Origin of the sequence: Kribbella catacumbae DSM 19601 (genome assembly GCF_000372465.1) — a bacterium.
In the GTDB taxonomy this organism is placed as follows: Bacteria; Actinomycetota; Actinomycetes; order Propionibacteriales; family Kribbellaceae; genus Kribbella; species Kribbella catacumbae.
Genome location: NZ_AQUZ01000001.1, coordinates 327,457 through 353,708, shown reverse-complemented (window position 1 = coordinate 353,708; position 26,252 = coordinate 327,457). Strand labels below are relative to the sequence as shown.

At 68.4% G+C, this 26,252-nt stretch carries 20 protein-coding genes; 6 read left to right on the top strand and 14 right to left on the bottom strand.

From position 1 onward, the window contains the following. Window positions 1-12: 12 nt before the first annotated feature. On the bottom strand, window positions 13-1,419 hold the full coding sequence (locus tag A3ES_RS0101545; RefSeq protein ID WP_157630251.1) for a sulfatase family protein: 1,407 nt from the start codon (window positions 1,417-1,419) through the stop codon (window positions 13-15). Between the two features lie 319 nt (window positions 1,420-1,738). Here A3ES_RS0101545 and A3ES_RS0101535 point away from each other — a divergent pair, with 319 nt between their 5' ends. Further along, window positions 1,739-2,662 (top strand): hypothetical protein, encoded by a 924-nt coding sequence (locus tag A3ES_RS0101535; RefSeq protein WP_083933116.1) that lies wholly within the window; start codon window positions 1,739-1,741, stop codon window positions 2,660-2,662. 110 nt (window positions 2,663-2,772) lie between these two features. Here A3ES_RS0101535 and A3ES_RS0101530 read toward each other — a convergent pair whose 3' ends face one another. Further along, entirely contained in the window at window positions 2,773-3,255 is a 483-nt protein-coding gene (locus A3ES_RS0101530) for a hypothetical protein (RefSeq protein WP_020385005.1), read from the bottom strand. Next, the gene (locus tag A3ES_RS0101525; protein ID WP_020385004.1) at window positions 3,252-3,620 is read right to left on the bottom strand and encodes a hypothetical protein; all 369 of its coding nucleotides are present in this window, start codon (window positions 3,618-3,620) and stop codon (window positions 3,252-3,254) included. The genes A3ES_RS0101530 and A3ES_RS0101525 overlap by 4 nt, the downstream gene beginning before the upstream one ends. A 316-nt stretch (window positions 3,621-3,936) precedes the next feature. Here A3ES_RS0101525 and A3ES_RS45855 point away from each other — a divergent pair, with 316 nt between their 5' ends. Continuing rightward, entirely contained in the window at window positions 3,937-4,788 is an 852-nt protein-coding gene (locus tag A3ES_RS45855; protein WP_020385003.1) for a serine/threonine-protein kinase, read from the top strand. Between the two features lie 4 nt (window positions 4,789-4,792). On the opposite strand, the gene A3ES_RS0101515 is transcribed toward A3ES_RS45855, so the two are convergent. Beyond that, window positions 4,793-5,662 (bottom strand): protein kinase family protein, encoded by an 870-nt coding sequence (locus tag A3ES_RS0101515; RefSeq protein WP_020385002.1) that lies wholly within the window; start codon window positions 5,660-5,662, stop codon window positions 4,793-4,795. Window positions 5,663-5,758: 96 nt separating this feature from the next. Between A3ES_RS0101515 and A3ES_RS45850 the strand changes: the two genes are divergently transcribed. Further along, complete coding sequence (locus A3ES_RS45850; protein ID WP_157630250.1) at window positions 5,759-6,322, top strand: TetR/AcrR family transcriptional regulator; 564 nt, start codon at window positions 5,759-5,761, stop codon at window positions 6,320-6,322. 5 nt (window positions 6,323-6,327) lie between these two features. Here A3ES_RS45850 and A3ES_RS0101500 read toward each other — a convergent pair whose 3' ends face one another. Together A3ES_RS0101500 and A3ES_RS0101495 are read right to left on the bottom strand one after the other, a co-directional pair. Next, window positions 6,328-7,137 (bottom strand): TIM barrel protein, encoded by an 810-nt coding sequence (locus A3ES_RS0101500; RefSeq protein WP_020384999.1) that lies wholly within the window; start codon window positions 7,135-7,137, stop codon window positions 6,328-6,330. Between the two features lie 144 nt (window positions 7,138-7,281). Next, on the bottom strand, window positions 7,282-7,941 hold the full coding sequence (locus tag A3ES_RS0101495) for a hypothetical protein (RefSeq protein ID WP_020384998.1): 660 nt from the start codon (window positions 7,939-7,941) through the stop codon (window positions 7,282-7,284). A 338-nt stretch (window positions 7,942-8,279) separates the two neighbouring features. Here A3ES_RS0101495 and A3ES_RS0101490 point away from each other — a divergent pair, with 338 nt between their 5' ends. Next, on the top strand, window positions 8,280-8,903 hold the full coding sequence (locus A3ES_RS0101490; RefSeq protein ID WP_237744827.1) for a hypothetical protein: 624 nt from the start codon (window positions 8,280-8,282) through the stop codon (window positions 8,901-8,903). Between the two features lie 395 nt (window positions 8,904-9,298). Continuing rightward, complete coding sequence (fusA, locus tag A3ES_RS0101485; protein ID WP_020384996.1) at window positions 9,299-11,392, top strand: elongation factor G; 2,094 nt, start codon at window positions 9,299-9,301, stop codon at window positions 11,390-11,392. Between the two features lie 387 nt (window positions 11,393-11,779). Here the strand turns inward: fusA and A3ES_RS0101475 are convergent, their stop codons facing one another. The 3 genes from A3ES_RS0101475 to A3ES_RS0101465 form a co-directional block, all read right to left on the bottom strand. Beyond that, window positions 11,780-12,472 carry a hypothetical protein gene (locus A3ES_RS0101475; RefSeq protein ID WP_020384994.1) on the bottom strand — a complete coding sequence of 231 codons (693 nt, stop codon included), beginning with the start codon at window positions 12,470-12,472 and terminating at the stop codon, window positions 11,780-11,782. Window positions 12,473-12,517: 45 nt separating this feature from the next. Further along, window positions 12,518-15,715: a M36 family metallopeptidase gene (locus A3ES_RS0101470; protein WP_020384993.1), complete on the bottom strand. Its 3,198-nt coding sequence runs from the start codon at window positions 15,713-15,715 to the stop codon at window positions 12,518-12,520. Window positions 15,716-15,877: 162 nt separating this feature from the next. Continuing rightward, window positions 15,878-17,344, bottom strand: coding sequence for an MDR family MFS transporter (locus tag A3ES_RS0101465; RefSeq protein ID WP_020384992.1), 1,467 nt, complete (start codon window positions 17,342-17,344; stop codon window positions 15,878-15,880). Between the two features lie 398 nt (window positions 17,345-17,742). Between A3ES_RS0101465 and A3ES_RS0101460 the strand changes: the two genes are divergently transcribed. Continuing rightward, the gene (locus A3ES_RS0101460) at window positions 17,743-18,777 is read left to right on the top strand and encodes a helix-turn-helix transcriptional regulator (RefSeq protein WP_026162465.1); all 1,035 of its coding nucleotides are present in this window, start codon (window positions 17,743-17,745) and stop codon (window positions 18,775-18,777) included. On the opposite strand, the gene A3ES_RS0101455 is transcribed toward A3ES_RS0101460, so the two are convergent. The 5 genes from A3ES_RS0101455 to A3ES_RS45835 all read right to left on the bottom strand — a co-directional run bounded on the left by A3ES_RS0101455 (window position 18,778) and on the right by A3ES_RS45835 (window position 26,172). Beyond that, window positions 18,778-20,406: an acyl-CoA dehydrogenase middle domain-containing protein gene (locus tag A3ES_RS0101455; RefSeq protein WP_020384990.1), complete on the bottom strand. Its 1,629-nt coding sequence runs from the start codon at window positions 20,404-20,406 to the stop codon at window positions 18,778-18,780. Next, window positions 20,406-21,869, bottom strand: a complete 1,464-nt coding sequence (locus A3ES_RS0101450; RefSeq protein WP_020384989.1) for an acyl-CoA dehydrogenase N-terminal domain-containing protein — start codon at window positions 21,867-21,869, stop codon at window positions 20,406-20,408. The genes A3ES_RS0101455 and A3ES_RS0101450 overlap by 1 nt, the downstream gene beginning before the upstream one ends. Next, complete coding sequence (locus A3ES_RS45845; RefSeq protein ID WP_020384988.1) at window positions 21,866-23,563, bottom strand: AMP-binding protein; 1,698 nt, start codon at window positions 23,561-23,563, stop codon at window positions 21,866-21,868. Before A3ES_RS45845 ends, A3ES_RS0101450 begins: the two co-directional genes overlap by 4 nt. An 84-nt stretch (window positions 23,564-23,647) precedes the next feature. Beyond that, window positions 23,648-24,409, bottom strand: coding sequence for a 4'-phosphopantetheinyl transferase family protein (locus A3ES_RS50890; protein ID WP_051084594.1), 762 nt, complete (start codon window positions 24,407-24,409; stop codon window positions 23,648-23,650). Window positions 24,410-24,411: 2 nt separating this feature from the next. Next, entirely contained in the window at window positions 24,412-26,172 is a 1,761-nt protein-coding gene (locus A3ES_RS45835; protein WP_020384986.1) for a fatty acyl-AMP ligase, read from the bottom strand. Window positions 26,173-26,252: the final 80 nt, after the last annotated feature.

Below are 26,252 nucleotides of genomic sequence, written 5' to 3'. Positions count from 1 at the left end.
TGTTGGGTCGAGTCAGCGGTTGGACTCCTTCCCGGTCTCACGCTGCCAGGCCTGGTGGCGGTCGGTCAGGCGCGCAACGAGATCGGGCCGCTGGGAGGCGAGATCGTGTCGCTCGCCCGGGTCGTCGGCCAGGTCGTGCAGGCGGACGGCGGGGCCGAGGGTGGCGTGCTCGATGCTTTCTAGGTAGGAGACCTCGCCGGCGTCGCGGTCGACTGTGGTGAGTTTCCATCGGCCGGCGCGTACCGCCCACTGGAAGCCGGTGTCCCAATGCAGTTCTTCGTGGCCGCTGCCGCCGGTGCGCAGTAGGTCAAGCTGATCGAGGCCGTCGCAGTCGGCGTACGACGCGGGGTCCGCGCCGGCGGCGGACAGGACGGTCGGATAGAGATCCATCGAGCTGACCATGCCGGCGCGGCGGATGCCGGCGGGAAGGTGTCCGCCGGGCCAGCGGACCAGGAACGGGACCCGGATGCCGCCCTCCCACAGTGTGTACTTGGTGCCGTTGAGTGGTGTGTTGTCGGCATAGTTGCAGGTCGAGCCGCCGTTGTCGGTCAGGTACACGACGATGGTGTCGTCGGCGATGCCGAGGTCGTCCAGTTCGCCCAGCAACGCACCGATCTGTGCGTCCATCAGTTCGAGCTGGGCCAGGTAGTACTCGCGGCCGTGCTCGAGATTCGGCGTGATCGACCCGTCGTACCATCCGCCGTAGCCGACCGCGTCGTCGTCGTGCCAGTCGTCGCGGTTCGGCAGGCCGCGCCTGCGCAATTCCTCCGGCGGGAGCTGCCAGCAGAAATTGTGCACCGCGTTGAACGCAAGCATCAGGAAGAACGGCTCCGGTGCCGAGGAGTGCCGGCGGGTGAAGTCACGAGCCCGGGCGCCGAGTTCGTCGGTGAGGAAACCCTCGAGTTCGATCTCGTCGTCGCCGTCGAGCATTGGCTGCACCGCCATCCGCCAGGATGCCTCCGATCCGTACTCCGCGACCGCGCTGTCCGAGTGCCGCAGGTAGTTCAGCCGGCCCTGCTGCTTGCCTGCAAGGCCGTAGTAGGTCTCGTCGAAGCCGTGATGTGGCGGGCACCCCCGGTCGCCGACGTCCTCCTGACCGTAGTGCACCTTGCCGAGATAGCCGGTCGAGTAGCCGAGTCCCCCGAACTGTTCCGCCAGACTGGGGCGGTGCGCCGGAAACGAGCTGTCACCAAACCAGCGAGCACCCCATCGCGCCTGATACTGGCCCGCGATCAGCCCGGCGCGGGACGGGCTACAGATCGGCGCCGTCACGTACGCCTCGGTGCACTCCACCCCCTCGGCCGCCAATCGGTCCAGTCCCGGTGTCCGCACCTCCGGATGGATGCCCAGTGACGAGCGATCGGCATAGCCGTGGTCATCGGACACGATCAGGATGACGTTCGGTCTCGTAGGCTTCACGACGACACCGTACGATGCCAGCTTTGCGCCTGCCCAGCGCGATCTCAAGCGCCAAAGCGGCCTTCACGGTTCCTTGCTGACGGTGCTGCGCGCGAAGGCGACGGCCTCGGCGAGCAGGCGCGCCAGAGTTGGCCGTCTGCGTCGAAGGCCCAGTCGAAGAGGCTGCCGTAGGTGTTCGGCAGAAGATCTTCGGGACGCAGTGCCGATTCCGGCAGTTCCATTGTTGTCGTTCTGGTCTAAGTGGCCGTGAAGCGCGAACAATCACGGGCCGGCCGGCATCAGGCTCTGCAGAACCAACACCACGAGAGGAATCTCCACCATGAAATTGAGACGAGTCTCCACTGCTGCGGCCGCTGCTGTCGTGCTTGGTGGTCTGGCAAGTGCTCCTGCCATCTCCGCGACTGCTGCCGGTACCGCGTCTGCTTCGGCCGGCAGCATCACGGCTGCTTGCGCCATGACCGCTGGGTCTGTGAACAGTGCTGGTGACCTCCGCTATTCGACGATCACCGCGACGGCGCCGCCGACCATGAAGCAGGGGACAGGGCCGCATATGTACACGCCCGGTGCCGCCAGGATCAGTTCGACCTGGACGGACACCCTGCTGAACCCGGTCGGCAGGGTCACCTCGGGCTATGTCGTGCTCGGTTCGTCCCTGTATTCGTCGGCGTACGGCACCGACACCGCCGGCCAGCCGATCAACCGGTCAACGCGGATCGGCGGCGGCTGGGGCAACTTCACCATGGTCGAGGAGTCCTTCTACCTCGGTGCGGGGGCCCCGTCCACGGGCCGTGGCAACCGGTACGGCCTGCGCAGCGACGGCGTACTGTTCCGTTGGGCCGGCGGGTGGCGCGCTGCCGGTTCGTACCCCGGTTTCGCCTCGGTCAAGGCGATGGCGCTGATCAGCGAGACAGCGACGTACGACACGTTCCTCGCGACAACCCGCGGTGGGGCGCTGTACACGATCCGGATCCCGGTCACCTCCCCGCTGAAGCCGGTCGTCAAGCAGGTCCGAAAGTCCACCTGGCAGGGCTTCGAGCACATCGTCGCCGAGAAGTGTGGCGCACAGGGCACGCTGCTCACCGCCATCGACAAGGACTCCGGCTCGGCCTACCTGTACGCCGTCAGCCACGCCAACGGCACCGCCACCGTCATCAAGGGCCTGGGCAAGGTCCCCGGCACCTACAAGGACTCCCTCTACTACCTCACCACCGCCGAGGGGAACCCGCCGCTGTTCGGTGAGTGATCCACCACCCCACCCGTCTTGATCCAGTGGCCGCCGGCAACCAGTCGGCGGCCACCGTGATGTGTGACACGGGATGTCACAGGCGCGTTGGCGACGCCGGGCTTGTCCGGTCAAAGGATGCTGAGCGTGATGCTGCCTCGGACAAGATTGCCGATGGCAACTTTGTCCTTGCCGGCCAGCGTGTCGACGGTCAGCTGGTCCGCTGGTTCCGCGTCCGACAGAGTGACGTCGGTCTTCAGTCCCGAGACCCGCACGTTCCCGCCGGAACCGGAGACCCGGATGTGGTCCTTGCCGGCGGTGCCTGTGACGGTCACCGCGTCGGCCGCGGAGTCGCCGCCGCTCGCGTTGATCTGTGCGCCCAGGTCGATGCCTACCTTCTGAACATCGGTCCCGCGCAGGTCGGCGACGGTGACCGTGTCAGCGCCACCGAGCGCGTTGAGCGTGACCCGCTCGACGTCGTCGGTATCCATCACGATGTTGCCCAGGTCCCGGGTGAACCGCAACCGCGGACCGTTGGCGGAAGCAACGAACTTCTCCGCGGCGGCCGAACCGTTGAACACCATGGTGTCCTGGCCGCGACCGCCCTCGATCACGTCGCTGCCGTCGCCCGGATCCCAGGTGAAGGCTGCACCTCGGCGCCGTAGTCGATCCGCACGGTGTCGTTGCCGCCTCGGCTGTTGATCTGGATCTGGCCGAAGTCGCTCCGCTTCACCGTGCGCTTCGCCGTACCGTCGCCGAACTCGACCTCGAGCACTGTCGTATCGGCAGCCGGCACACGCAATGTGATGTTGTCCGCGTAGTTCGTGCCGGTGACGATCAGCTGGCCAGTGTCGATCACGACGCTACTCGCCGGCGCCGCTGCTGCCGGGCCGGCCAGACTCACGGCGATGCCGGTGCTGAAAGCCGCGACAGCTGCCGCGCTGAGACCTCGCCGGAAACTTCTGCTGACATGACTCATGATGCGATCCCTCCCAATTGGCGTTACCTATGAGCCCTACACGGGCGCCACCACCGGCCGGTTCAAACCAAATACCGGGGTGTACTCCGGTCCACCGCACAAAAGTTGCCCAGAGCAACCAAAGACGGAAAGTCCGGATCGTCCTAAGGGTGCGGTGCGTGCGGGGATCAGGGATCGATCAGGGCTATCCACAATGTGCCGCGCACCTGCGACGAGGACGATCGGCATTGTCAGCTACCGGACGTCGAACCGGATTGGGCCGGGGTCCGTGTAGAGAGCACGGAAGGCGTATCCGAACCCGCAGAGGCAGGCGATCATGACAACAGTCGCGGTGGATTCAGCACCGACGATCGTCGGCTCAGGATGGCTGGTGGCCGGCCGGTACCGCTTGGTTGCGTTACTTGGCCGCGGCGGCATGGGCCGCGTCTGGCTCGCCGAGGACGAGCTGCTGCGGCGGCGCGTCGCCCTCAAGCAGGTGATGCTGAGCGGCCAGGCGTCCGAACATGTCCGCGCCAGTGCGCTGGCCGAGGCGCGCGCCGCGGCGCGACTGGATCACGACAGTGCGGTCAAGGTGCATGACGTCATCGAGGACTCTGGCGACCATTGGATCGTCATGGAGTTGCTGTCGGGGCGGACCCTGGCCGAGACGGTGGCGTCGGACGGTCCGCTGCCGACTGCCGAGGTACGGCGGATCGCGCTGCACCTGGTCGACGCGCTGCGGGCCGTCCATCGCGCGGGTCTGGTGCACTCCGACGTCAAGCCGGCGAACGTACAACTGTGTGACGACGGGCGGGTAGTGCTGACGGATTTCGGCATCGCCACCGAAATCGACGACGAGCAGACGCTGTCGAGCGAGGCCATGGCCGGCAGCCCGGCGTACATGTCACCGGAGCGAGCCCGTGGTGACGCGGTCGGCCCGGCATCCGACCTGTTCTCACTCGGCGCGACACTGTTCGCGGCCGCCGAGGGAAGGTCACCGTTCGGCGCCGGCGACCCGTTCAGCACGCTGGTTGCGGTGGTCGAGGCCCGGCCAGGCCCGTTCGTGAACGCCGGGCCTCTGCGCCCGATCATCGAAGCCCTGCTCACCAAAGACCCGGCCAACCGACTGACCCCCGACCAAACCATCACGGCCCTCCACAACCTGGCCCGCACCCCTCAACCCACCTGATGGTCTATGGGCGTTGGAAGGGGAGGGGCTGGAGGGTGGGCCAGCGGGTGCGCATGATGTCGCACAAGGCTGCGGTGAGCCGGCCGAGATCCTGCAGTTGACTGCCCTCAGCGGTCAGCCGGCTGACGATCTGCAGACGGTGTGCGAGGCGCTGACGCGCGGTGGCGGTGCCCCACTTCCAGTCATGGTTGGGGATTCTGGCCAGGTGGTCGGTGGTTTCGCGTTCGGCCCGCTGGACTAGCGCGTCGCCGCGGAGCAGCCAGCCGGCGCACACATCGGTGAGATCGCCGCAGACCTCGGTGCCGGTCGCGTTCTGCCAGGTCATGCGGTAGGCGGCCTCTGCGGCGTCCAGGGTCTCGGAGTGGGGAACGGTGGCGCACCAGCAGGTCGGGAAGCCGATGCGCAGGTAGGCGAGTTCCACGAGGCCGTTGCCCAGCGCGGCTTGTTCGAAGTCGATGAACCGTACGCCGGCGCTGGTATGCAGGTCATTGCCGGGACAGGGGTCGCCGTGCAGCAGGGCAGTGCCTTCCATCCGGGTCAGGCGATTTACCAAGCCGTCAAGCTCGTCTCGAGCACCAGCCGGAACCGCCGCGCCAAGAGTCCGGGCAAGCCCGAAGAAGGAGTCGATGTCGTCCTGGCCCGGACCCGACCATGCCGGCAGACTGCCCCGGGAATCAGCGTGGGTGGCGGAGTGGAGCCGCGCCAGCGCCGTCGCGTAGTCCACCACCCAGTCCGCGCGCGGCTTCTGGTGTTCGAGGTGCTCCAGGACCAGTACTCGTTCGCCTGGGTCGGTGCCGAGGAGCATCGGTACCACGGGCGGGTCGACCCTCGACGCGATATGCAGCAGCCGGCGGCCGTACCTCTGCATCGTCATCCCGGAGATCGCCGAGCCGATCAATGCCCCGAGCGCCCAGGGGCCATCGCCAGGCTGGCGTGGATCGGGGTGTAGCCGAGGCCGACCTGGAGGAACATGCCGAGCACGAACGTACCGGCCATCGCACCGAAGAAGACGACTGCGAAGAAGATGCCGGACACGTACGAGCGGGTCTTCAGCAGGCGGGGCCGCAAGCTGTGCGCCGACGGCCTCGCGAGCTACATCGCGGAGGCGGAGAAGGCGCTGGTCGACGACCGGGAGCCGTGGATCGCCTTCGAGGCGTTCCTGCATGCGCTGGTCGACGCCGACACCAATTCGCTCACGCAGCGGCTCGCGGGGACGTTCACGCCGACGCCCGAGCTGTTCGAGTCCGCCAGCCGGGCCGGTGAACTGAATCTCGCCGTCTACGAGCGGACGAAGGAGTACCTCCGCCCGGGCATCGTGGTGGAGGACTTCGCGATGATCCTCGAGCAGATCACCTCGATCAAGCTCGGCGACGAGGCCCGGACCAACCGGCTTCGCCACCGGTACCTGACGCTCGTACTGGAGGCGATGCGCCGCACCGGCGAACAACCAGGCGGCGGCCCAGACCTCCCAGGCCCGCCACCCAGCGGCGACGAACTAACCAACCGCTGGCGAGTCCAGGCCCCCAGCGCATAACTGAGCTACGTCAGTCCTTCAACGTCGGACGGGCTGAGATTGGCGATGACGTGCTGGATGCGGTCGAGGGAGCTCGCTGTGTCGGTTGAGGGCAGGTACTCGAGGCCGATTCGTCCTCGATAGCCGAGGTCGTAGAGGACGCGGAGTTCGTTGTCCCAATCGGTTGTTCCGGTGCCGGGTTCGTGTCGGCCTGGTACGTCGGCGGTCTGGACATGGCCGACCAGGTCGATCCGGCCGGCGAGTACGGATTCGGGCCGCTCGTTCATGACGAGGGAGTGGTAGTGGTCATAGAGCGCCCGGACGTTGGGGGAGTCCACCTCTTCGACGATGTCGAGGCATTCGACCGTGGAGTCGAGGAAGGTTCCGACGTGGTCGACGCGGGAGTTGAGGTTCTCCAACAGGAGCACTACATCGGAGCCCTCGAGCAGGCTTGCGGCGCCACGTAGGGCTGCGACGATTGCTGCGTCCTGTTCCGATCGAGGAACACCTGCTTGGTGGTCTCCGGCGGTGATGACGAGAAAGGGGCAGTTCAGGTCTTGCGCGATGGCTGCTGACTTGGTGACGGCGGCGAGGAATGTGCTGTGCGTGGCCCGGTCGACCAGAACCCCCATTGGGTCGACGCACATCGTTTGCAACCCGATGCCGGTCTCTTGGAGAGCTTGGTGGAGGGCGGCGATGTCCTTTCCGCGCCAGGCCCAGATCTCGACAGCTGGCAGACCCAGCGCGGCGGCGGTGCGTACCCGCTCGGCGACGTTCGCGTCGCCCTCGCCGCGCTCGGTGAAGAGCAGCTCAATGTTGGCTGACAGTTCATACATCGGCGTCGTCCTCCTGGAGGCGGTCAGACAAAAGGCCGTTGCCGACGAGCCAGCGCTGGCGGCAACGGCGTCGAGGATGTGGGTGGTGCAGTCGTCGACTCAATGATGCGCCAGCGTAGGTAGTCGCCGGCCCGGAGCGCCCGCCTACCTGAGCTGCGTCTGCAAGCAGTCTCGCGCCGCAGCCCGTCGAGCGGCTTGCCACTCGGGGCTCTTCTGCCAGTAGTAGTGGGTCTCCGTCTCGGGTGCCAGCGCAACGATGTCGAACGTGGTCAGAGCGAGGTGGACCTGCTCCCAACTCGGCAGCGGCACCGAACGATGTTCGGCGTACGCCGTCCAGAGGTGCCGGCGGAGGTCACCGTAGGAGCGTTCGGCGGCCCAACTTGCGCTGTCCCACAGGCGCCGTTGGACGTGCTCGAGACCGATGTCATGGCACGCCGCAAGCGCCGCGCCGAGCTGCCCCGCCAGCATTCGCAGGTGTTCGGGCGACATGTCGCCGGGCACGGAGCCCCGGAGCCGAGTCGCGGCGAAGAACGGGTACGGCGAGATCGCCGGCTCGTCCCAGCGGCCGAGCAGTTTCGAGACGAGCGGGTGGTCGACAGTTGCGTAGACGTCGCATTCGCGCTCGAGCTGCGCGACGATCGTGTGGTTGCGAGGAAACAGAAAGGCGCGATCCTCGGTGAGGAGCACATGCTTCGTGGCTCCGTCGAACCGCGGCTCGATCGGCCCGTCTACTTCGCAGACCTCCCTGAATCGCTTGAGTTGCGTTGGGACGAGGACAGCGGCGATGGCTGTTTCGTCATCCATGTCGAGCCACCGACGGACGCGTTTCTCGCGGGGGTTCGGGCAACTGCCGTCTCCTATCGACTGCCTGCGACGCGCTCCGATCGAACGCGTCGGTGTCGGCTCCAGGAAGAACTCGGGTGGCTATCGATTTCATCGTATGCGCATCGAATCGACTGCAGGCTGCGTCGACACCCCAGCTACCCGATCGACGAGCCGGGGCGTCAGCAGCGGCCAGGCTGACTCCCGACACACTGCTGCAGCACTCGTGGGACAGTTGCCCGACGATGACGATCTTTACGTTCCACCTTGCGGAGCTTCGGCCGGCGACGACGGCGGGGGCATTGTGGAGGGCGCCGGCTGTGCCATCTACGCCTGGGTTGCGGTACGCCGAGTGCCTGGCGCTGATGCGCCTTGGTGCGCCGACCGTCTCGCCGGCCCGGATGCAGCTGCGTCGGATGGCGATGTTCGCGCGGTGGGAGGACGAGGCGGCGGTCGAGACCTTTCTGGCGGATGACCCCCTGGGCAGGGAGTTGGCAGCAGGCTGGCACGTGCGTATGCAGTTTCTGCGCCGCTGGTCGCGGCTTGCGGCCTTGCCCGACCTTCCGGCGAGAGCGGGCGAGTGGGACCCTGCCGAGCCCGTCGTGGCGGTCACGCTGGCCCGGATGCGCCTTCTGGAGGTGCCGAGGTTCCTGAAGTGGGGCAAGCCCGTGGAGCGGCTGGTTCGCGACCATCCGGGGGCCACGCTGGCGCTGGCCGCGATGCGCCCGCCGCGGACGATCTCTACGTTCTCGGTCTGGCGGTCCGTGCGGGAAATGGAAGAGATGGTGCACGGCCACAGCACTGTCCCGGAACCCGACCGCCATGCCGCCGCAATGGTCGAACGCCGGCGCAGGGACTTCCACCACGAGTTCGCCACCCTGCGGTTCCGGCCGCTGTCGGAGCACGGCTCGTGGCAGGGGCAGCGGGGGATCGTTCCCCGATAGAGGCGCTGCTGCTCGTCGCCTCCAGGTCGGGCGCAGAGGATGTTGTCGGCGGTGAAATCCGGTGGTCCGGCATCGCCGGTCCCCTTACGCTTGGATCGAATTGAGCGCTGCCGCGAAATCGCGGCAGGCGCGTTGACGAGTGAGGGGAGCCCGGCCGTGCGTCACCGCATCGCTGTGAGTGTTCCCCGGTCACGGTACGACGTGATCCTGGTGTCTTCGGGTGTCAGGTGCCGGCTGCGCGGTCGGCTCCTGTCCGTGACGAACTGACCCAGCCTGTCTTGCAGGCGGTTGCATTCTGAGCCGCCGCCGGGGGTGTGGCGCATGGCCTGACCACAGGCCGCTTCGTCTGTGAATCGCGCTGTCCCGATCCGGATCATCCGAAAGGCCATCGGCCCATGCGTACAAACCTTGACCACCGTCAACAGAACCGCCCACTGTCCGGCCTGCGTAATGTCGGCATTCTCGCCCATGTCGATGCCGGCAAGACCACCGTCACCGAACGGATCCTGTATCTCACCGGCACCACTCACAAGCGCGGTGAGGTCCACGACGGCACCACCGTCACCGACTTCGACTCGCAGGAACGCGATCGCGGGATCACGATCTTCGCCGCGGCCGTTAGCTGCGACTGGGACGGGCACTCGATCAACCTGATCGACACCCCGGGCCACGTCGACTTCTCTGACGAGGTGGAGCGCTCGCTGCGGGTGCTCGACGGTGCCGTCGCACTGTTCGACGGCGTCGCGGGAGTCGAACCGCAGAGCGAGTCGGTCTGGCGGCAGGCCGACCGGCACGGGGTGCCGCGGATCGCGTTCGTCAACAAGATGGACCGCCCCGGCGCCGACCTCGACGCAGCGGTGGCCTCGATCCGCGAGCGGTTGCACGTGACCCCGCTGGTGGTCCAGTTGCCGATGGGAAAGGAGGCCGGGTTCAGCGGAGTGATCGACCTGATCACGATGCGGGCGTACGTCTGGAGCGACGGCAGCGACACCTTTGCGGAGGGCCTGGTGCCCGATGCCCTTCTGGAACAGGCGATGCGACGGCGCCGGCTGCTCGAGGAGACTGTCGCCGAGCTCCACCCGGTCGCGCTGGACGAGTTCTATGCGCGGTCAACGGTCTCGGCGGAGACGCTGGCTGCTGCGCTGCGGGACCTGACCCGGTCTGGTACCGGCGTGGTGCTGCTGTGCGGATCGGCGTACCGCAACCGCGGGATCGAGCCGCTGCTGGACGCCGTCGTCGCCTATCTGCCTTCGCCACAGGAGGTGCCGGCGGTGCGCGGCATGTCGGACGGTGCCGTACAGGAGCGGATCGCCGACCCGACGGCGCCGTTCGCGGCGCTCGTGTTCAAGGTCAACTCGACAGCCACCGGGCGGCTGACGTACCTGCGGGTGTATTCGGGAACGATTCGGAAGGGAGAAACAGTGATGGACGCGGGCGCGGGACGCACTGAGCGGATCAGCCGGATCCTGCGAGTGCAGGCAGACCAGCACGTGGAGGTCCAGCAGGCGCTCGCCGGCGACATCGTCGCGGTCGTCGGGCCGAAGTCCGCACGAAGCGGCGCCACCCTGAGCGCGCCGGCAGCACCGTTGGTTCTCGAACCGCCAGCCGTGGCCGACCCGGTCGTTTCCGTGGCAGTCGAGGCCCGCAGGAGCACCGACACCGACCGGCTCGCGTCGGCACTGACGCGGCTGGTCGAGGAGGACCCCTCGCTGACGGTCCGGACCGATTCCGAGACCGGTCAGACGCTGTTGTCAGGTATGGGTGAGCTGCACCTCGAGGTCGCGGTGGAGAAGATACGTCGTGCTCACGGGCTGGAGGTCGGGGTCGGCCGGCCGCAGGTGACCTACCGCGAGACGGTCGCGCGCGGGGTGTCCGGGTTGGTGTACCGGCACGTCAAGCAGGACGGCGGGGCCGGTCAGTTCGCCCAGATCACCCTCGACGTTAAACCCCTGGAGGTAGCTGATGACGACAGCGCGGAGGACTTCGCGTTCCGGTCGGTCGTCGTCGGTGGACGGGTGCCGCAGGAGTATGTCCGCGCGGTCGAGGCAGGCTGCCGGGATGCTCTGGCCGAGGGTCCTCTCGGCGGGCACCCGGTGACCGGGGTGCGGGTCACACTGACGGATGGAGCCACCCATCCGAAGGACTCCTCGGAGATGGCGTTCCGCACGGCCGGCCGGCTGGGGCTCCGGGAAGCGCTGCGTGCCAGTGCGATGGTGCTGCTGGAACCGGTCGCCGAGGTCACGGCGACCGTGCCTGAGGATGCCGTCGGCGGAGTGCTCGGCGACCTGGCGGCACGGCGTGGCCGGATCTCGGGTTCGACCGCGCGGCCGGGCACGATGGTGATCGTCGCCACCGTCCCACTGGCCGAGTTGTTCGGTTATGCAACGCAGTTGCGCAGCCGTACCCAGGGCCGGGGAATCTTCGCCACCCGAACCACCGGCTACGTCCCGGCACCAGGCGCGAGGTCCGAGGAGACTCCGTCCCGGTAGAGCCAAGCAGTGCCCCCACAGTCACCGCCCGGAGGCGGGGCCTGTGGGGGCCCAGGGCAACGAAGACGCCCTGGGCGCGGCTGAGCGGACGTTCCAGGACCAGATCGCTGCGGCGGAAGCGGCGATGAATCGGCTTCAGCGGGCGCTGGTGGTGCGGCGGGCATCCGCTGTACTTCTCTGCGCATGAGAGCAAGAACGAGGTGAAGTGCCACAACATCGAGGGCTTCGGCGGATTGTGGCTCGCGGTCACCTCGGCCGGCGCGGCGGCGCCCGTCTGAGTCGGTCGAGTTCGATCACAACCTCGGGCAGCACCTGAGTGAGGTCGCTGGTGATCGGGGCCGTATCGCTGCACTACCAGCGGCCCTGACCTGTATCAGTCTCAGCGCATCAGGCCGGGATCGGGATCAGGAAGCGTTCACTGGCGAACCACCAGAGTGCGTCAGCGGCGAACACGGCAGCTGCGAGAAAGAGTGCCCCTGTTCCTAACCAGGCGGCGACGGGTCGGACCCTGCTCCAGGTGTGGTTGAACAGCGCCACAGTCCGCTCGTGCCGGCCGCGAGCGATGGCGATCGCGACAAGGACCAGTGGGACCTGGCTGATCAAGATCCAGAGCAGATGCGCGGCGGCAACAGTGACGATCGACTCTTGTCGGCCGGCGAGCACGACAAGGCCGACATAGGTCGGATCGAGGACCGCTGCCGCGGCCCACAGGATCCCGAGGCCCAGTAGTGCGGCGGTGCCGGTACGGGTCCCGCCCGGCGGCTTCGGCGGATGCGCGCCTGGGCGTCGTACCCGGGCGACTGCCCAGCAGCTCAGCCCGACGGCGATAAGTAGCTCGAAGAGCGCGGCGAGTCGATCGGGAGGCAGCAGGGATGCCCAGCGAATGGTTCGGAGTTGCTGCCCCACAGTGAGGGAGAGCACGGTACCGAGAACCGCGGTGCCCAGGATCGACACGACGGCGTACAACATCACGTCTCGCTCGCGAGCGCCGATGCTGAGGGCCCCGACAGCGATCAGCGCGCCCGCCGGATCGAGGCCCGCGATGCCGAGCCCGAGCGCGGCCACCAGCAGCTGGGTCACCGAACCATGCTAGCGAGGTGGAGGCGGATCAGTAGGCGCCAGGGCTCATTGGGTGTCGGTGATGGTGAGGGTGGTGGGGACAGCCGCGCCGAGGAAGAGGTGGGTGACGATGTACTTGGCGTTGGACGGGATCACCCCGGTCTCGTCGGCGGCCTCAGTCGCGACCTGCCCGAGCAGCTGGCAGGACGAGTTGTAGAAGTACACGTCCAGGTCCCAGGCGCCGACGCCGGCGCCCTTGACCGAGATCGCGTGGGCGCCGTCGCCGGATTCACCGGTCAGTGTTGTCACATGGCCGTCGACGTCCTGGCTGGCGGGTGGAGCCTTACAGGTGTTGACGAACTCCGTGCCTGTCACGCCCGGATCGACGACGTTGGCCGGGTCACCCGCAGCGATGGTGAACTGCTCGGTCACCGGTGCGTCCGGCGGCGCGGGCGGCAGCGGCTCGACCTGCTTGACCGTGCCGGAGAACACCTGCACATCGCCGGTCTGCACGGACGTCTTCGTCTCACCCATCGCCTCGTCTGCCCAGAACCGGACGTACGACGCGGTGACCGGCTTGGCGAGCGTGAACGTCTTGTAGTGCACATCAGGCAGGACCGGCCGCGGAGCCTGGTACGAGAACGCGTTCTTGCCGAAGCTGCCGGAGACCGTGGTCCAGTTGACGCCGTCGGAGCTGGTCTGCAGGGTGAACGACTTCAACGCCTCGAACCGCGAGGAACTGTAGGCGGACACCTGAACCGAGGAGATGGCGGCCGGTTTCGCCAGCTTGACGATCGCGTTGCCGGTGCCCTTGGCGGCCGCGAAGGTGGTCGCCTCGGTGTCGTCGATCAGCGACTTCGCGCCGTCGGGGTTGGTGGTGGACACGACGGTGGCGCCGTTGGCCGCGGAGGCCAGGTTCGGTGCCAGCTTGAACTGCTTGGCCGTGGTCTTGCCTGCCGCGACCGTGATGTCCGGGAAGGTGTGTGCGCCGAAGCCGGGCGCCTGGATGGTGACCGGGTAGCTCCCGGCCGCGGCAGAGACGGCGAATGCGCCGGTCGATCCGGTCCTCGTCACCGGGCTGACCTTGGCCTCGAAGACGCCGAGGATGATCTTCGCGCCAGGGATCGGCTGACCGGTGGAGGCGTTCAGAACGGTGCCGGTGATCCCGCCATTCAGGGCCGGGTTCCGGTGCTCGAAACCGGGCACGGGGTCGGTGTCGTTGGCGCCGGTCGGATCGTCGGTGGAGGTCTTGTTCCTGGCCGAGGTCCCCATCCCACGCTGGGCGAACGCGGTGTAGACCAGGTCGATCAGCTGCCCGGCGTCCGGCCGTGCGTGGTACCGGTTGTCCAGGGCAACGATCATGGCGTCGCGGGTGTCGAGCATGGACGGATCGTTGGGCGACAGTGGCATGGCGTCGGTGACCGCGCGGGCCGCGATCTCGGAGGCCAGCGCCTGACCGTACTTCGCGACCAGGGCCTTGCGCAGCTGCCACAGAGTCGCCGTCCAGATCTCCCCGTCGGCGTGCACCTCCGGCCCGGTCAGGTCGTACCCGATGTCGGCGAAGGTGGTCGGGTTGTCGTCGTACGGCCAGTTGCGGATCGCCCGGTTCGTGTTGCCGGTGGCGTAGGCGCCAAGCTCGGAGGTGGTCTGCAGCCCCTCGCGGTGCAGGTAGTTCAGGCCGTACCAGTCACCCCAGCCTTCACCCATCGAGCCGGACTGATGCCCGCCGAGCGCGCCGTCCTCGGTCCCGACGTACCGGTTGGACAGACCGTGCGCGTACTCGTGCTCGATCACTCCGGCGTCGAAGTCACCGTCGCGGCACTTGCCCTCGAAGGCGTCGTTGATCGGCTCCCAGAGGAACATCCCGCTCCACGGCGGAATCCCGTCCGGCAGCGTCAGCATGTAGGCGTTGTCGCGCCCGGTGTACGTCGGCGCGCCGCCGGTCACCGCGCCGGCCTGGACCAGCCCGTGGATCGAGTCGCCGCCGAGACCACCCTTGGCGAAGTTGTTCACCTGGAAGTTCCCGGCCGTCTCGGTGAAGCCGAGGTCGTAGAACTCGTCGTGGATCCGGTTGTGGTGGTAGAAGAGGTTCGTCGTCGCCGGATCCACGTCCTGGCTGTACGACGGGACCGCGCACTGCTGCTGACCCCACTGGTCGGTGAACACGTAGTTGAACTTGCCGAGCGGGTTCACCGGTCGCGGACCGGGGTCGACAGGCCCGATGAAGTTCGACCAGTTCGCGTGGGAGTTGGCGTTGTTGCCGAAAGTCGTGACACCGGTACCGGTCAGGCCGAGCGGATCCACCCAGCCGTTCGGCGACTGCGGTGTCCGGCCGAACGACACCTGCTCCGGGGTTCCACCGGCCGGCGCACCCGGGTAGTTGCGATACACGGTGCCCTCTGGATCCAGCGGTCCTTCGTGCTGGACCAGACTTCGCTTGTACAGCACCTCACCGGACCGAGCATCCACGAGTACGTCGTACGCCTCGTTCTGCTCCTTCACGAACAGCACCTGGTACGCCGCGCGCCCACCCGTCGCCGTACCGAACGTGGCCTTGCGGACATACGACTCCGCGGCGAAGGGGCCCGAGGCAACGACCTGGAAGCCGGCCTTGGCAGCACCGGTGAGCGACGGCGTGTAGCTCGTCTGAGGAGCGAGCAGCCCGGCGACCTTGGACAGCACCGATTCAGGCGACAGGTCGAAGGATCCGACCAGGCTGCTGGTACGACTTGTCGATCCGGTGTAGCTGACCACTCGCCCGTCGGAGGCGACTGCGAGACCGACGGAGCCGCCACGCGCCGCGGCGACACCGCCGAACACCTGGGTGAGGTTGACGACGCGGTTGCCGGTGCCTGGCAAGAGGTGATCCCGGCGAACCACCATCGCCGCGATGTCGGCCTCGCTGAGACCGAGCATCGCGCGATGCTCGGTCAGCCACCCGCGAGCGACCTCGACGGCCGACCCCGACCGGGGACCGGACAAGGCGCCACCCACAGCGGGGCGGATCGTCCGCGGGGTGCCGTAGCGGGCATCCCAGCTGACGCGGGCCCCGGACCCGCCGGCGGCGAGCACCTTGCCGACCGCGGCGACCTGCTCGGCGGTGGGCTGGATCAGGGCATCGATCGCGGCGCGGGCGTCGACGACCGAGTCGGGTGTCGGTGGTGGGAGCAGCGCCGAAGCGCCGGTGGCGGTGCCAAGGCCGGCGACAACAGTCGCACCAGCAGCAACGAGGGCAAGCGATCTGAAAACGGACGGATTGCGCATAAGCTGCACTCCTCGAGCACGGTTCACCCCGGAGAGTGAACAAGATTCGGGCGGTGAATCTGACTGCTCAACGACTCAGGCCCACCCAAGTTATGCCCAGTGGCAGCTCCATGCCATGGCAGCGGTCCAGGGACTCTGGATCACGACAGCCCGCGGACCTGATCAGCTGACGCCCTCCAGGGCGTCGGGCTGGTCAGGCACCTCGGCTTCGGTCTGCTTCGCTCGGCCCGGCATCCAGAACGCGATGGCGACCACGGCGAGTGAGATCACTGCGCTGATCAGGAACGCCAGCTGCATGCCGTCGAGCGCAGCGAGCGGCCCGGCCGTGCCGTCGGCGATCAAGGAGTCCGCCCGGGCAGCCATCACAGTCACCACCAATGCCGTACCGATCGCGGCGGCGACCTGCTGAAGGGTGCCCAGCATGGAGCTGCCGTGGGGGTAGAGGTGCGGCGGAAGGGCGCCGAGGCCGAGTGTGAAGACCGGGGTGAAGATCGCGGCGAGCGAGACCATCAGCAGCGCGTGCAGGCCGAGGATCTGCCAGTACGGCATCGTCATCGAGATCTGGGTGAAGCCTGCCATCGAGAGCAGGATGCCGACCGAGCCTGGGAGGATCAGGACCCGGCCACCGAAACGGTCGAACAGTCGCCCGACAGTCGGGCCGAGCAGTCCCATCGCCAACCCGCCGGGCATCACCAGCAGGCCGGTCTGCAGTGCCGAGAGGCCGCGCAGATTCTGCAGGTAGAGCGGCAGCAGGATCATCGAACCCATCATCGCCATGAAGGCGACCGACATCAGCACCAGCGCCAGCGCGTAGGTGCGGTGGGCGAGGACGCGCAGATCCATCAGCGGCACCGACTTGCGCTGGAGCCCGAGTTGCCGGGCGACGAACACCGCGATGGCGACCAATCCCAACGCCACGATGGCGGCCGGTACGCCGACCCGGTCCGCGGTGAACAGGCTGAGTCCGTAGACCAGGCCGCCGAAGCCGACGGCGGCGGCCCCGACGCTGAACCAGTCGATGGTGCTGTACTGCGGCTCGCCGACGTTCTCCAGGCTGGCCAGGCCTCGCCAACCGATGAGGGCTGCGATCGGCAGGACGGCTACGAACAGCAACCGCCAGGAACCGAGCTGCAGGATCAGCCCGGAGATGGTCGGCCCCATGGCGGGGGCGACCGAGATCGCCAGCGTGACGTTGCCCATCACCCGACCGCGGTCCCGCTCGGAGACGACGGTCATCAGAGTGGTCATCAGCAGCGGCATCATCACCGCCGTACCCGTCGCCTGGATGATCCGGGCGAGCAGCAGCACCTCGAACATCGGAGCCACCGCGGCCAGCGCCGTACCGGTCAGGAAGACACCCATGGCAGTGGCGTAGGCGCTGCGGGTGGAGACCCGCTGCAGGAACCAGCCGGTCACCGGGATCACCGAGGCCATCGTGAGCATGAAGGCGGCGGAGAGCCACTGCGCGGTCTGCTCGGTGATCTGGAGGTCCGTCATCAACCGCGGGATGGCGTTGATCATGATCGTCTCGTTGAGGATGACCACGAAGGTCGCGAGCGTGAGCAGCCGGATCACGGCAGGTGTACGGCGCGAGTCGGCGGGGTCGTCGACGGTGTCGTCCGCGGGCATTGGGCTCCCAGGTTCAGGGTTGGTCAGTGTCAGGGCTGGGCAGGGTCACGGCCGAGACCCCAGCGGGTCGGCTCGCACCTGGCAGTCGTGGCAGATCGGACCGCCATGACCGTCACAACTCAGCGGCCGGGTCCAGCATTCCTCAGGAGAGGGCCGATCTCATCCGAATTTCGGGGACGTGGGCGAGGCTTCGCGCGACTGGCTCGCGGCAAGTAGGCAGTTGGTCACCGAACTCACCCAGGCTCGCGGGTAACGGTCAGGTGACCCCACAGGGCAGGTAGCGTCGGGACTGCTCCCACTCGTGGTGAGCTGGCGCAACGGGGTCGAGGGGGTGTCCCTCGGTGGTGAGCCGATGCTGGGGAGGCATATCGGTGAGACGCGGTTCACTGGACACACACATGTTGAGGCCGTTGGGATTGTCGGCCGATGCTGAGCTGACCTACCGCTGCCTGGTGCAGCAGCCCAGGACGGAGCTCCAACCGCTGGCCGAGCGGCTGGGCTGGCCGCTCGAGCGCACCGAGGCGGGTGTCGCCGACCTGCTCGAACTCGGGCTGGTCCGGTTCTCCTGGGAGAACCCGCGAGAGCTGCATCTGGTCAGCCCGGAAGCGAGTCTGGTCCCACTGCTGAACCAGCACGAACTGGTGCTGCTGGACCGGCAGAAGGAGGTGGTCGCCAGCCGGGTGGCGATCGAGCAGATCCTGACCGAGTACGGCGACCGGGTGGCCAATTCCGGCTATGCCGATGCGGAGCGGCTGGTCGGCGTGGACAACGTCCGGCTCCGCCTGGAGGCCTTGATCAGCGAGGTCGAGTTCGAGCTGCTGGGGTTCTCCGACGGCGGGCCGCAGTCGGAGGAGAGCCTGGCGGCCGCGCGGCCGTTGGACCAAGCGCTGCTGTGCCGTGGGGTGCAGATCCGCGGGATCTATCTGGAGAGCCTGGTCAACGACGGGCACACCGCGCGGTACGTCGACTGGTTGTCCGAGCGCGGCGCCCGGATCCGCACCGTGGCAACGTTGCCCCTGCGGATGATCGTGGCCGACCGCAAGGCCGTGCTGGTGCCGATGGATGCAACCGACAGCTCGCAGGGCGCACTGCTGATCCGCGACGCCGGCGTGGTCGCGGCGCTGCTCGCCCTGTTCGAGGTGATCTGGGAGCAGAGCAGTGTTTTCGGCGCTCGCCGGACAGGTCGTGACGAGGTGGGTCTCAGCCGCCAGGAGCGCGCCGTCGTCCGGTTGCTGGCCGAGGGGCACACCGACGACGTGGTGGCTCGCCGGCTCGGGGTGTCCGTGCGGACCTGCCGCCGGTTGGTGGCCGACCTGATGATCCGGCTCGACGCCCACAGCCGGTTCCAGGCCGGGGTCGCGGTGATGCGCGCCGGATGGCTGCTGGACGACGATTCGCTGATGCCGGCTCCGGTGAGCTCCGACTCGGCCTGATCAGCCGGCGATCGGACCATTGGTCAGGTCGAAGGACTCGCAGCGCTGGTAGCGGGCCACGAGCTCGTCCAGCAGGTCGCCTTCGGCGTACCGCTGCTGGTGTGGTTCACCGAGCCGGCGGAGGAGGCGTTGCAGGGCGCCGGTCGCCCAGGTCGGGTCGCGGAGGAACGCGTCTTGCTGGTTCTCCCGCCAGACGCCGAGACACGACCGGGCGGCGACCAGCAGGGCGTACTGCTCGGCGAGCTGGTGGGTGTCGGGCGTCGCCAGTGGCGTCCGGTCCCTCGGCGGCAGTGCGGCAGACCGTGCGAGCACCCGCGCGGTTGCGTCGACCACGACATCGGCGTACGGGACGCTGTACTGCGCTCGGCGGAACACGCTGAGCGGGTCGCCCAGGTCAGGGGAGGTGTCAGCGAGGCGGGTCAGGTCCAGCTGCGGCGATTGCTCAACCAGACCGAACAGCGCGCGCGGCGATGACTTGTCCTGCGTTGTCGCGCCGTCGGGAAGGATCGGCAGCAAGCTCGAACGGCCGCGGGCGCCGCCTGACGCGGTCAGGGGCGCGGTCAGCAGGTCGCGCCGGTGCTTCTGGAAGATGGCGTGCCGGCCGTCTCGGCGGTGCGCCTCGATCCCTAGGACGCCGTCCAGACCCCCGATGATGCCCCGGGTCAGTACGACGCTGAGACGGTTCACCGCGTCCAGGTAAGCCTCGGGCAGGGCGGTGGAGACCTGCAGAGCTCTGGCAGCGACGGTGGTGAGGCAGTCGAGGGTGAGGAGGTCCATGAAGGCCCCGACGAGCGTGGACCGGACATACGGCAGGAGCCTCGGTCGCTCGAGCACGCTCCCGACCGCCAGGCGGAGCAGCGTGTCGAGCGATCCAACTGTGGCCCCCGCCAGTGTCGTCCTGGTGATCGCCAAGGCTGTCCGGGTCAGGCCAGCGGCCCCGTTGAAGTCGCCGACCACCGTCGAGCCTCCGTCGAACCGCGAGTCGTCGAACTGCAGGTCGCCGAACCGCAGCCCGCGGGCTCCGGCGGGCCGCCGGGTTGAGTGCGGCCCGATCACGTTGTCCACGAGCAGGACCGAGTGGCGTGGGCTGCCCAGATCCTGGCCAGTCCGGGCCACCACGGTGGCCGGTGCGTTCCAGCCGACTCCAGTGACGGCACAGGTGCGGCCTTGCAGAACCACCTCGTCGCCATACCGGCGGGCAACGACGTCTTCGCCCGTGCCACGTTCTGTCTCGGCGTACGTCGCCAGCGGAAGGCGGCGGTCGTCCAGCAGCCATCGGGCCAGCCGCTGGCGGCTGGTGCCGGACGGAGCGGCCCAGACGAGTGACGAGCTGAGCAGCGGCACCACGCCAACAGCCAGCCCCACGGTGACGTCGCGGTGAAACAGCGGGCGAAGCAACTGCACTAACCGCGGCACACTTGTCAGCCGTCCGCCGTCGCCCGGCGGGACGAGTTCGGCATGCCAGTCCAGAGTGGTCAGGAGGCCCAGCGCACCGGGGAGCGCGAAACCGGCCTCGTCCGCGGCCACTACGGCGCCGAAGCCGAACGGATTGAGGGGGTCACCCGGGTCACCAAGCCTGTCTTCGAGCTCTGCCGCCGACTCTGCCGCCATGTGGGCCGGAGCAGTCATCACGACGGCTCCGGCCGACCAGGCAACGGCCAGGGGAAGAGTGAGAGGTGATGATCGGTGCGCCACTGGCGTGCCATCACCTGCATCAGCCGCCCGTACGCGATCTGCACCGTCTCGGACCGGCCGACGGGCGCAGTCCGCAGTTGACCGAGCAGCCGAACCAGACACGCCTCAAGCCACACCCCGCCCGTCCACAGTTCGTCCTCATGGTCCTCGTAGTTGCGCAGCCAGATCTGCAGACAGGCGGCCGCTGCGAAGCAAAGCGCATAACGGCGGGCGAAATCGAGCGATGCCGGCTCGTCCCCCCACCGGTCATGCAGATCGGCAGCCACGTCCCGCAGTACTGCGGAACTACCGGCCAGCTGGTCGCTGACTACTCCCGCGCGAGCCAGCGACTCCAGCTCAGAAACCGCTCCCGGCAGACTGTTGACCAGCGAACACCCCGAGCGGGACACCAGCTGGAGGTACTCGGCCCGCAGCGGTGGCAGTACTGCGGACAGCGCCCCGGCCGGAGGCTTCGGGCGCGTCAGAGTATCCGCCGGGCTGCCGTATGACCGCGTCAGGAGTGCCCGCTGCCCCGCTAGACAGCGCAGTGCTAGAAGCGGCGAGTCGCAGACGGCCCCCACGATCTGGTGATCGTGCAACAGCTTGGCCAGGTCTTCTTCATCGCTCAGCTCGGTCGCCAGCTCCAGCAGTTCGCTACTCCGCTCGCGCAGGTACGCCGACGCGGCCGGGGCTACCACGGCCAGCTCGTCCGGCGCGGTTTGGATGCTCCGGGTGGCCACCAAGGCGACCGCTTCGGATGCCAGCAGGTCGGCGTAGGCCTCAGTGACGGCGCGGCGGATCTGCGGCAGGTCCACCAGCCGGAGGCCGTGCAAGGTGGCGCCGAACACACGATCGAGGGTCAGCCGCAGGCCGTGGTCGACTGCTCCGAGCGAAACGGCGGCGTCGAGTACCCACGTCAGCAGCCGGCTTCTCATCGCGAGCTGCGCACCGCCATCTCGTAGACCAGTTGCCCGCGTCGACCGTGCCGCCAAGTGGCCGCCATCGACTCCACGGAGACCATGCAGCTTGGTGGAAGCCCCGGCCTCAGGTGTGTTTCGCCGGCCGGCGAGCAGGTCCACGCCTAGCTGGGCAGCACGTTCCGGTGCCGCCGCGATCCACGTCGGCACGGCCTGGATGTACGCGGTACCGTGCGCGACCGCGACGGTGATGTCGCGGCGAGCCACCGTTCGCAGTAGCTGGAACAGTTCCTCGTGGCTCCTCAGCCGGCCGCCGTGCTGGTCCGGCACGTAGTACGCGGTCAGGCCGTGCTGGTCCAGTACGTCGCAGAGCTCGGCCGGGAACTCGTCCCGGCGTTCCAGCCGCCGGAACCGCTCCGACGAGAACAGCTGGTCCGGGTCGGCGGGATCACCGAGCTTGGCGTCCAGCTCGGCAGCCAGCTCGTACGGCGGGTGGGTCATCGTGCGGCTGCCGTCGCCTGGTCTGTGCCGGTCGCCGCAGCCTCGCGCGCGGCAAACCGGTAGCGCTGGGCCGTCTGCCGACCCAGTACTTCGTACACCGGGTCGAGGGCGTCGCCGCAGAAGAGCTCGCGCATCAGGGTTCGTTGCACCCGTCCGGCGGTTCTCCTGATGCGGCCGGGGCGCAGGAACACCACATTGGCGACCCGGATCCTGAACCGGTCACGCAGCCCCTCACGGACCGCTGCTCCGAGCGTAGCGAGCTCCAAGGGGATCATCCCGGGAGTGATCTCCTGGAAGACGACGAGTTGCTCGCGCGGTACGTCGACCGCGCAAACGCACCCTGGCAGGTCCGCGAACCGCGGGTCGAGCCGGGCCAGCTCTTGCTCCACATCGTCCGCGTAGAGGCTCCGCTGATCGATCCTGATGCGGTCGGCTGCCGGGCCGGTGGGCAGCAACTGCCCGCCATGGATCACCCCGAGATCACCGGTGGGGAGGTCGTCGTCCAGCCGGATCTCACCGACCAGGCCAGCTGCCAACTCCTGTCCGGTGGCTGGGTCGACGATCCGCAGGCCGGTGCCCCGGACGGGTCCGCAGCTGACCAGCGGTACGCCGTCGGCCGCGGGCTGCAGCACGTCGCTCTCCAAGCCGTTGCGGTCGGCAACTGTCAGGAGCGGCCCGTCCACCCGTTCGCCGGGTGGTGAGACCGTGATCAGCCGGACGCCGTCGGTCGGTCCGTACGCCGGCGTGAGCGCCCGCCGGTCCAGGCCGGCCGCGGCGAAGTGTCCGGTGAACGCCGAGATCGTTGCCGACGACACCTTTTCCGGTCCGTTCAGGGCGGTGCGCAGCCGGGACAGGTCGAGGGTCCGCGCGTCGGCGGCCGAGATCCTGCGGACGCAGTGGTCGTAGGCGAAGTTCGGCGCGGCGGTCAGCCGGACGTCGTAGTCGTCGATCAGCCGCAGCCAGCGGAGTGGATCCTTGAGGAACGCCGACGGGGACATCAGCACGCTGGTCGCGCCGACCGACAGCGGCGCCAGCAGTAGGCCGACAAGGCCCAGGCCGTGGTGCATGGGCAGCCAGCCGCCTACGGTCCCGTGCGCGGCCAGGTCGAGCGCCGCGTCGAGCCTGTCGACGTCGGCCGTGAGCACCGAGTGCGAGAGGGAGTGTCCGGCGAGGGACGTCGCGGTCGCGGTGTACTGGAGCACTGCGGGAGTGTCGGCGGGTCGCTCGACAGGCTCGGCGGGCCGGATCTGCGACAGGTTGATCAAGTCGGTCGCGTACAGGGCGAGTTCGTTCAGCCGGTCCTGGACCAGCCAGTCGGCGACCAGATCCAGGTGCTCGGTGTCGGTCAGCACCACTCGGGGGTCGACGTCCAGCGCGATGCCGGTGGTCAGGGAGAGGTGGTGGCTGAAGGTACCGGGCAGGGGAGCGGGCACCGGCACGCAGCCGGCGTACAGGCAGCCCCAGAACGCGTTGGCGAAGGCCAGTGGCGACGGGTGGAGGAGGAGCACCCGGTCGCCGGGAGCCGTGTTGGCCCGAAGCCAGCCGGCGATCTGCCGCGCGCTGGCGTCCAGTTCCCCGTACGTCGTCGTAGTGGAGACCGGCTGCCCGGCCCGGTGGCCGACCTCGATCACGGCCGGCCGGGTTGGGTCATCGACGACCTGCCGTCCGAACCTGGCGACCAGATCCTCGTTCATCGTGGGCCCCTCCATCCGCTCAGCCGATGCCTGCCTCCCAGCGAGTATCGACGGTGCGGACGGGGAAGAGGCCGGTTCAAGCTGTCAGGAAACGCGGCCTGCAACTTCTTGCCAGCCGGCCATCTCGGGCCAACTGATCTCTGCCGGGGGCAGGTCGGCCTGCCACGCCAGTGCGGCCATGTCGGCAGAGCCGGTGGCCACGTCTTGGACTGTCCAGGCGGGGGCGCCACTGAGGCTGCTGTGCGCCACTCTGACCGGCCCGTCGACCGCCGGCTGGACGTCGATCTCCCGCAACGGCGCCACCAGGCCGATCCCCGCCGCCTTCAGGACAGCCTCCTTGCGTGTCCAGGCCCGGAGGAACAGCTGACGACGTTCTCGGTCGTCCGGCAGGGAACGGAAGGCATCGAGCTCAGCCGGTGCCATGACCATCGGCGGCACCAGGTCGAGGTCGACCGCGGCGGCGTCCTCGAGGTCCACCCCGATCAGCCGGCCCGCCGAGACGGCCAGCAGCCAGTTGTCGGCGGACCTCGACAAGCTGAAGGTCAGTTGGCTGTGCGGGTGAACCAGAATCGGCGGCCCGTGTTCCGCGCTGCCGCAGCCGGGACAGGCCATCCGGTCGAGAGCGAGGCTTTCCGGCGGCTCTTCCAGATAGCCGCCCAGAATCCGCCGTACTGCGGAACGGGACCGGGCGTACCGGGCTCCGGCTGTCGGGACCATCGCCCGGAAGCGCGCCTGTTCCGCGGCCGCCAGGACGGCGAGATCGGCGTGGTCCACCTCCGTCGGCGCCCGGCCACGCCACAGGTGCACGCGCCCGCTGTCGGGTGGCCGGGGGAAACCGCTGGTCATGGTCAGACCCCGGCGAGCTGGTCCGTTGCCCGGTGCAACTTGATGATCGACGGCTCCAGGTCCTCGAAGTGCGCTTGCAGGGTGTTGCTGAGGAACAGTTCGCGCATGGTGGTCCGGCGGACCTTGCCGCTCGTCGTTCGCAGTACGGCGCCTCGCTTGACGAAACAGACGTTGGCCACCGGCGTCCCGGCGTACTGGGACAGGTCCGTCTTCACCAGGTCGGCCAGTTCCTGCAGGTCGGTCGGTGCGGCTGCTCCCGCCGTACGGATCTCCTGAACCACGACGACCCGCTCCGCGCCCTTGCCCGGTACGCCGAAGGCCGCGGAGCCGCCGTCGGCCAGCGCCGGGTGCAGCAGGCTGAGCCGGCGTTCGAGGTCTTGCGGGTAGATGTTGCGGCCGTTGACGATGATCAGTTCCTTGATCCGGCCGGTGATGTAGAGATCGCCCTCGTGGCAGACGCCCAGATCGCCGGTCCGCAGGAACGGGCCCTCGTCCTGGTCGGTGTAAGCCTCGAACACGGCAGCGGTCTCGTCCGGCCGCCCCCAGTAGCCGCGAGCGACACTCGGGCCATGCAGCCAGATCTCGCCGATCCGGCCGTCGGCCAGCACGGTACGGGTGCCGGGATCGACGATGCGCAGGTCGAACCCGTCCGGGACCGGACCGCTGCTGACCAGATCGCGGCTGCCCTCCTCGACGTCGGTCCGGATGAACTGGCGCCGCTCGACCCCGGCCGCGTCGACCCGGACCGGCAGCGGCCGGTGGTGTTGCTCGGTTCCGGTGACCAGCAGCCCTACCTCGGCCATGCCATAACACGGCCGCATCGAGTTCTGCCTCAGACCGGCCGGTGCGAAGTGCTGCTCGAACCGCCGCAGCGTCGCCGGGTCGACCGGCTCCGCGCCGTTGAGCGCATGCCGCCAGCGGGACAGGTCGAGCTGCTCGACCCGTTCCGGCTTCACCCGCCGGACGCACAGGTCGTAGGCGAAGTTCGGTGCCGGGCTGATCTCGACGGCGTGCTGATCGATCAGGTCCAGCCAGCGGAACGGCTCGCGCAGGAAGCTCATCGGCGACATCAGCGACAGCGTGCCGCCGAGGTAGAGCGAGGTCAGCGGCCCGCCGATCAGGCCCATGTCGTGGTAATGCGGCAGCCAGGTCGCGACCCGGAGGCCGCGGTTGAGTGCGAACGTCTTCTCGATCAGGCCGAGGTTGTGCCACAGGCTCCCGTGCGACACCATCACGCCGCGCGGATCGCTGGTCGAGCCGGAGGTGAACTGCAGCAGCGCCAGGGTGTCCGGCGTGATCACCGGCTCGTGCCATTGATCGGCGTCCGCGAGGTCCGCGGTGTCCGTGGCCACGATCGCGGTCGCGTTCACCTCGTCGAGCTGCTTGGTGATCTCCGCCAGGTTCGCCTCGTCGGTCAGCAGCGCCGTGCAGCCCGCCGCCTGCAGGATCGCCTGCAACCGGCCGGCCTTGCCATCGCTGCCCGGCAGGGGAGCGGGGACCGGGATCATCCCGGCGTACAGGCAGCCGAAGAACGCCTCTACGAACGCCGTGCCGGGCGGGTAGAGGAGCAGCACCCGGTCGCCAGCCGACCTTCGGTCCTGCAGCCAGGCCGCGATCAGGCGGGCCCGCAGGTCGAGCCCGCCGTACGTCAGTTCGGTGCGGACGGCGGAGTCCGGTCCGTCCGGGACGAACAGCAGGGCGGTCTGGTCGCCGATGGTCTGGGCGTGTTCCCGCACCGCCCGGAACAGGTTATCGGTGTGCATGACGTAACTCCTTCGTACTGGGGAGGGCGAGCCCACCAGTGGTGGGCGTGCACAAGAAGTGGCGACCGTGAACAGGGTCT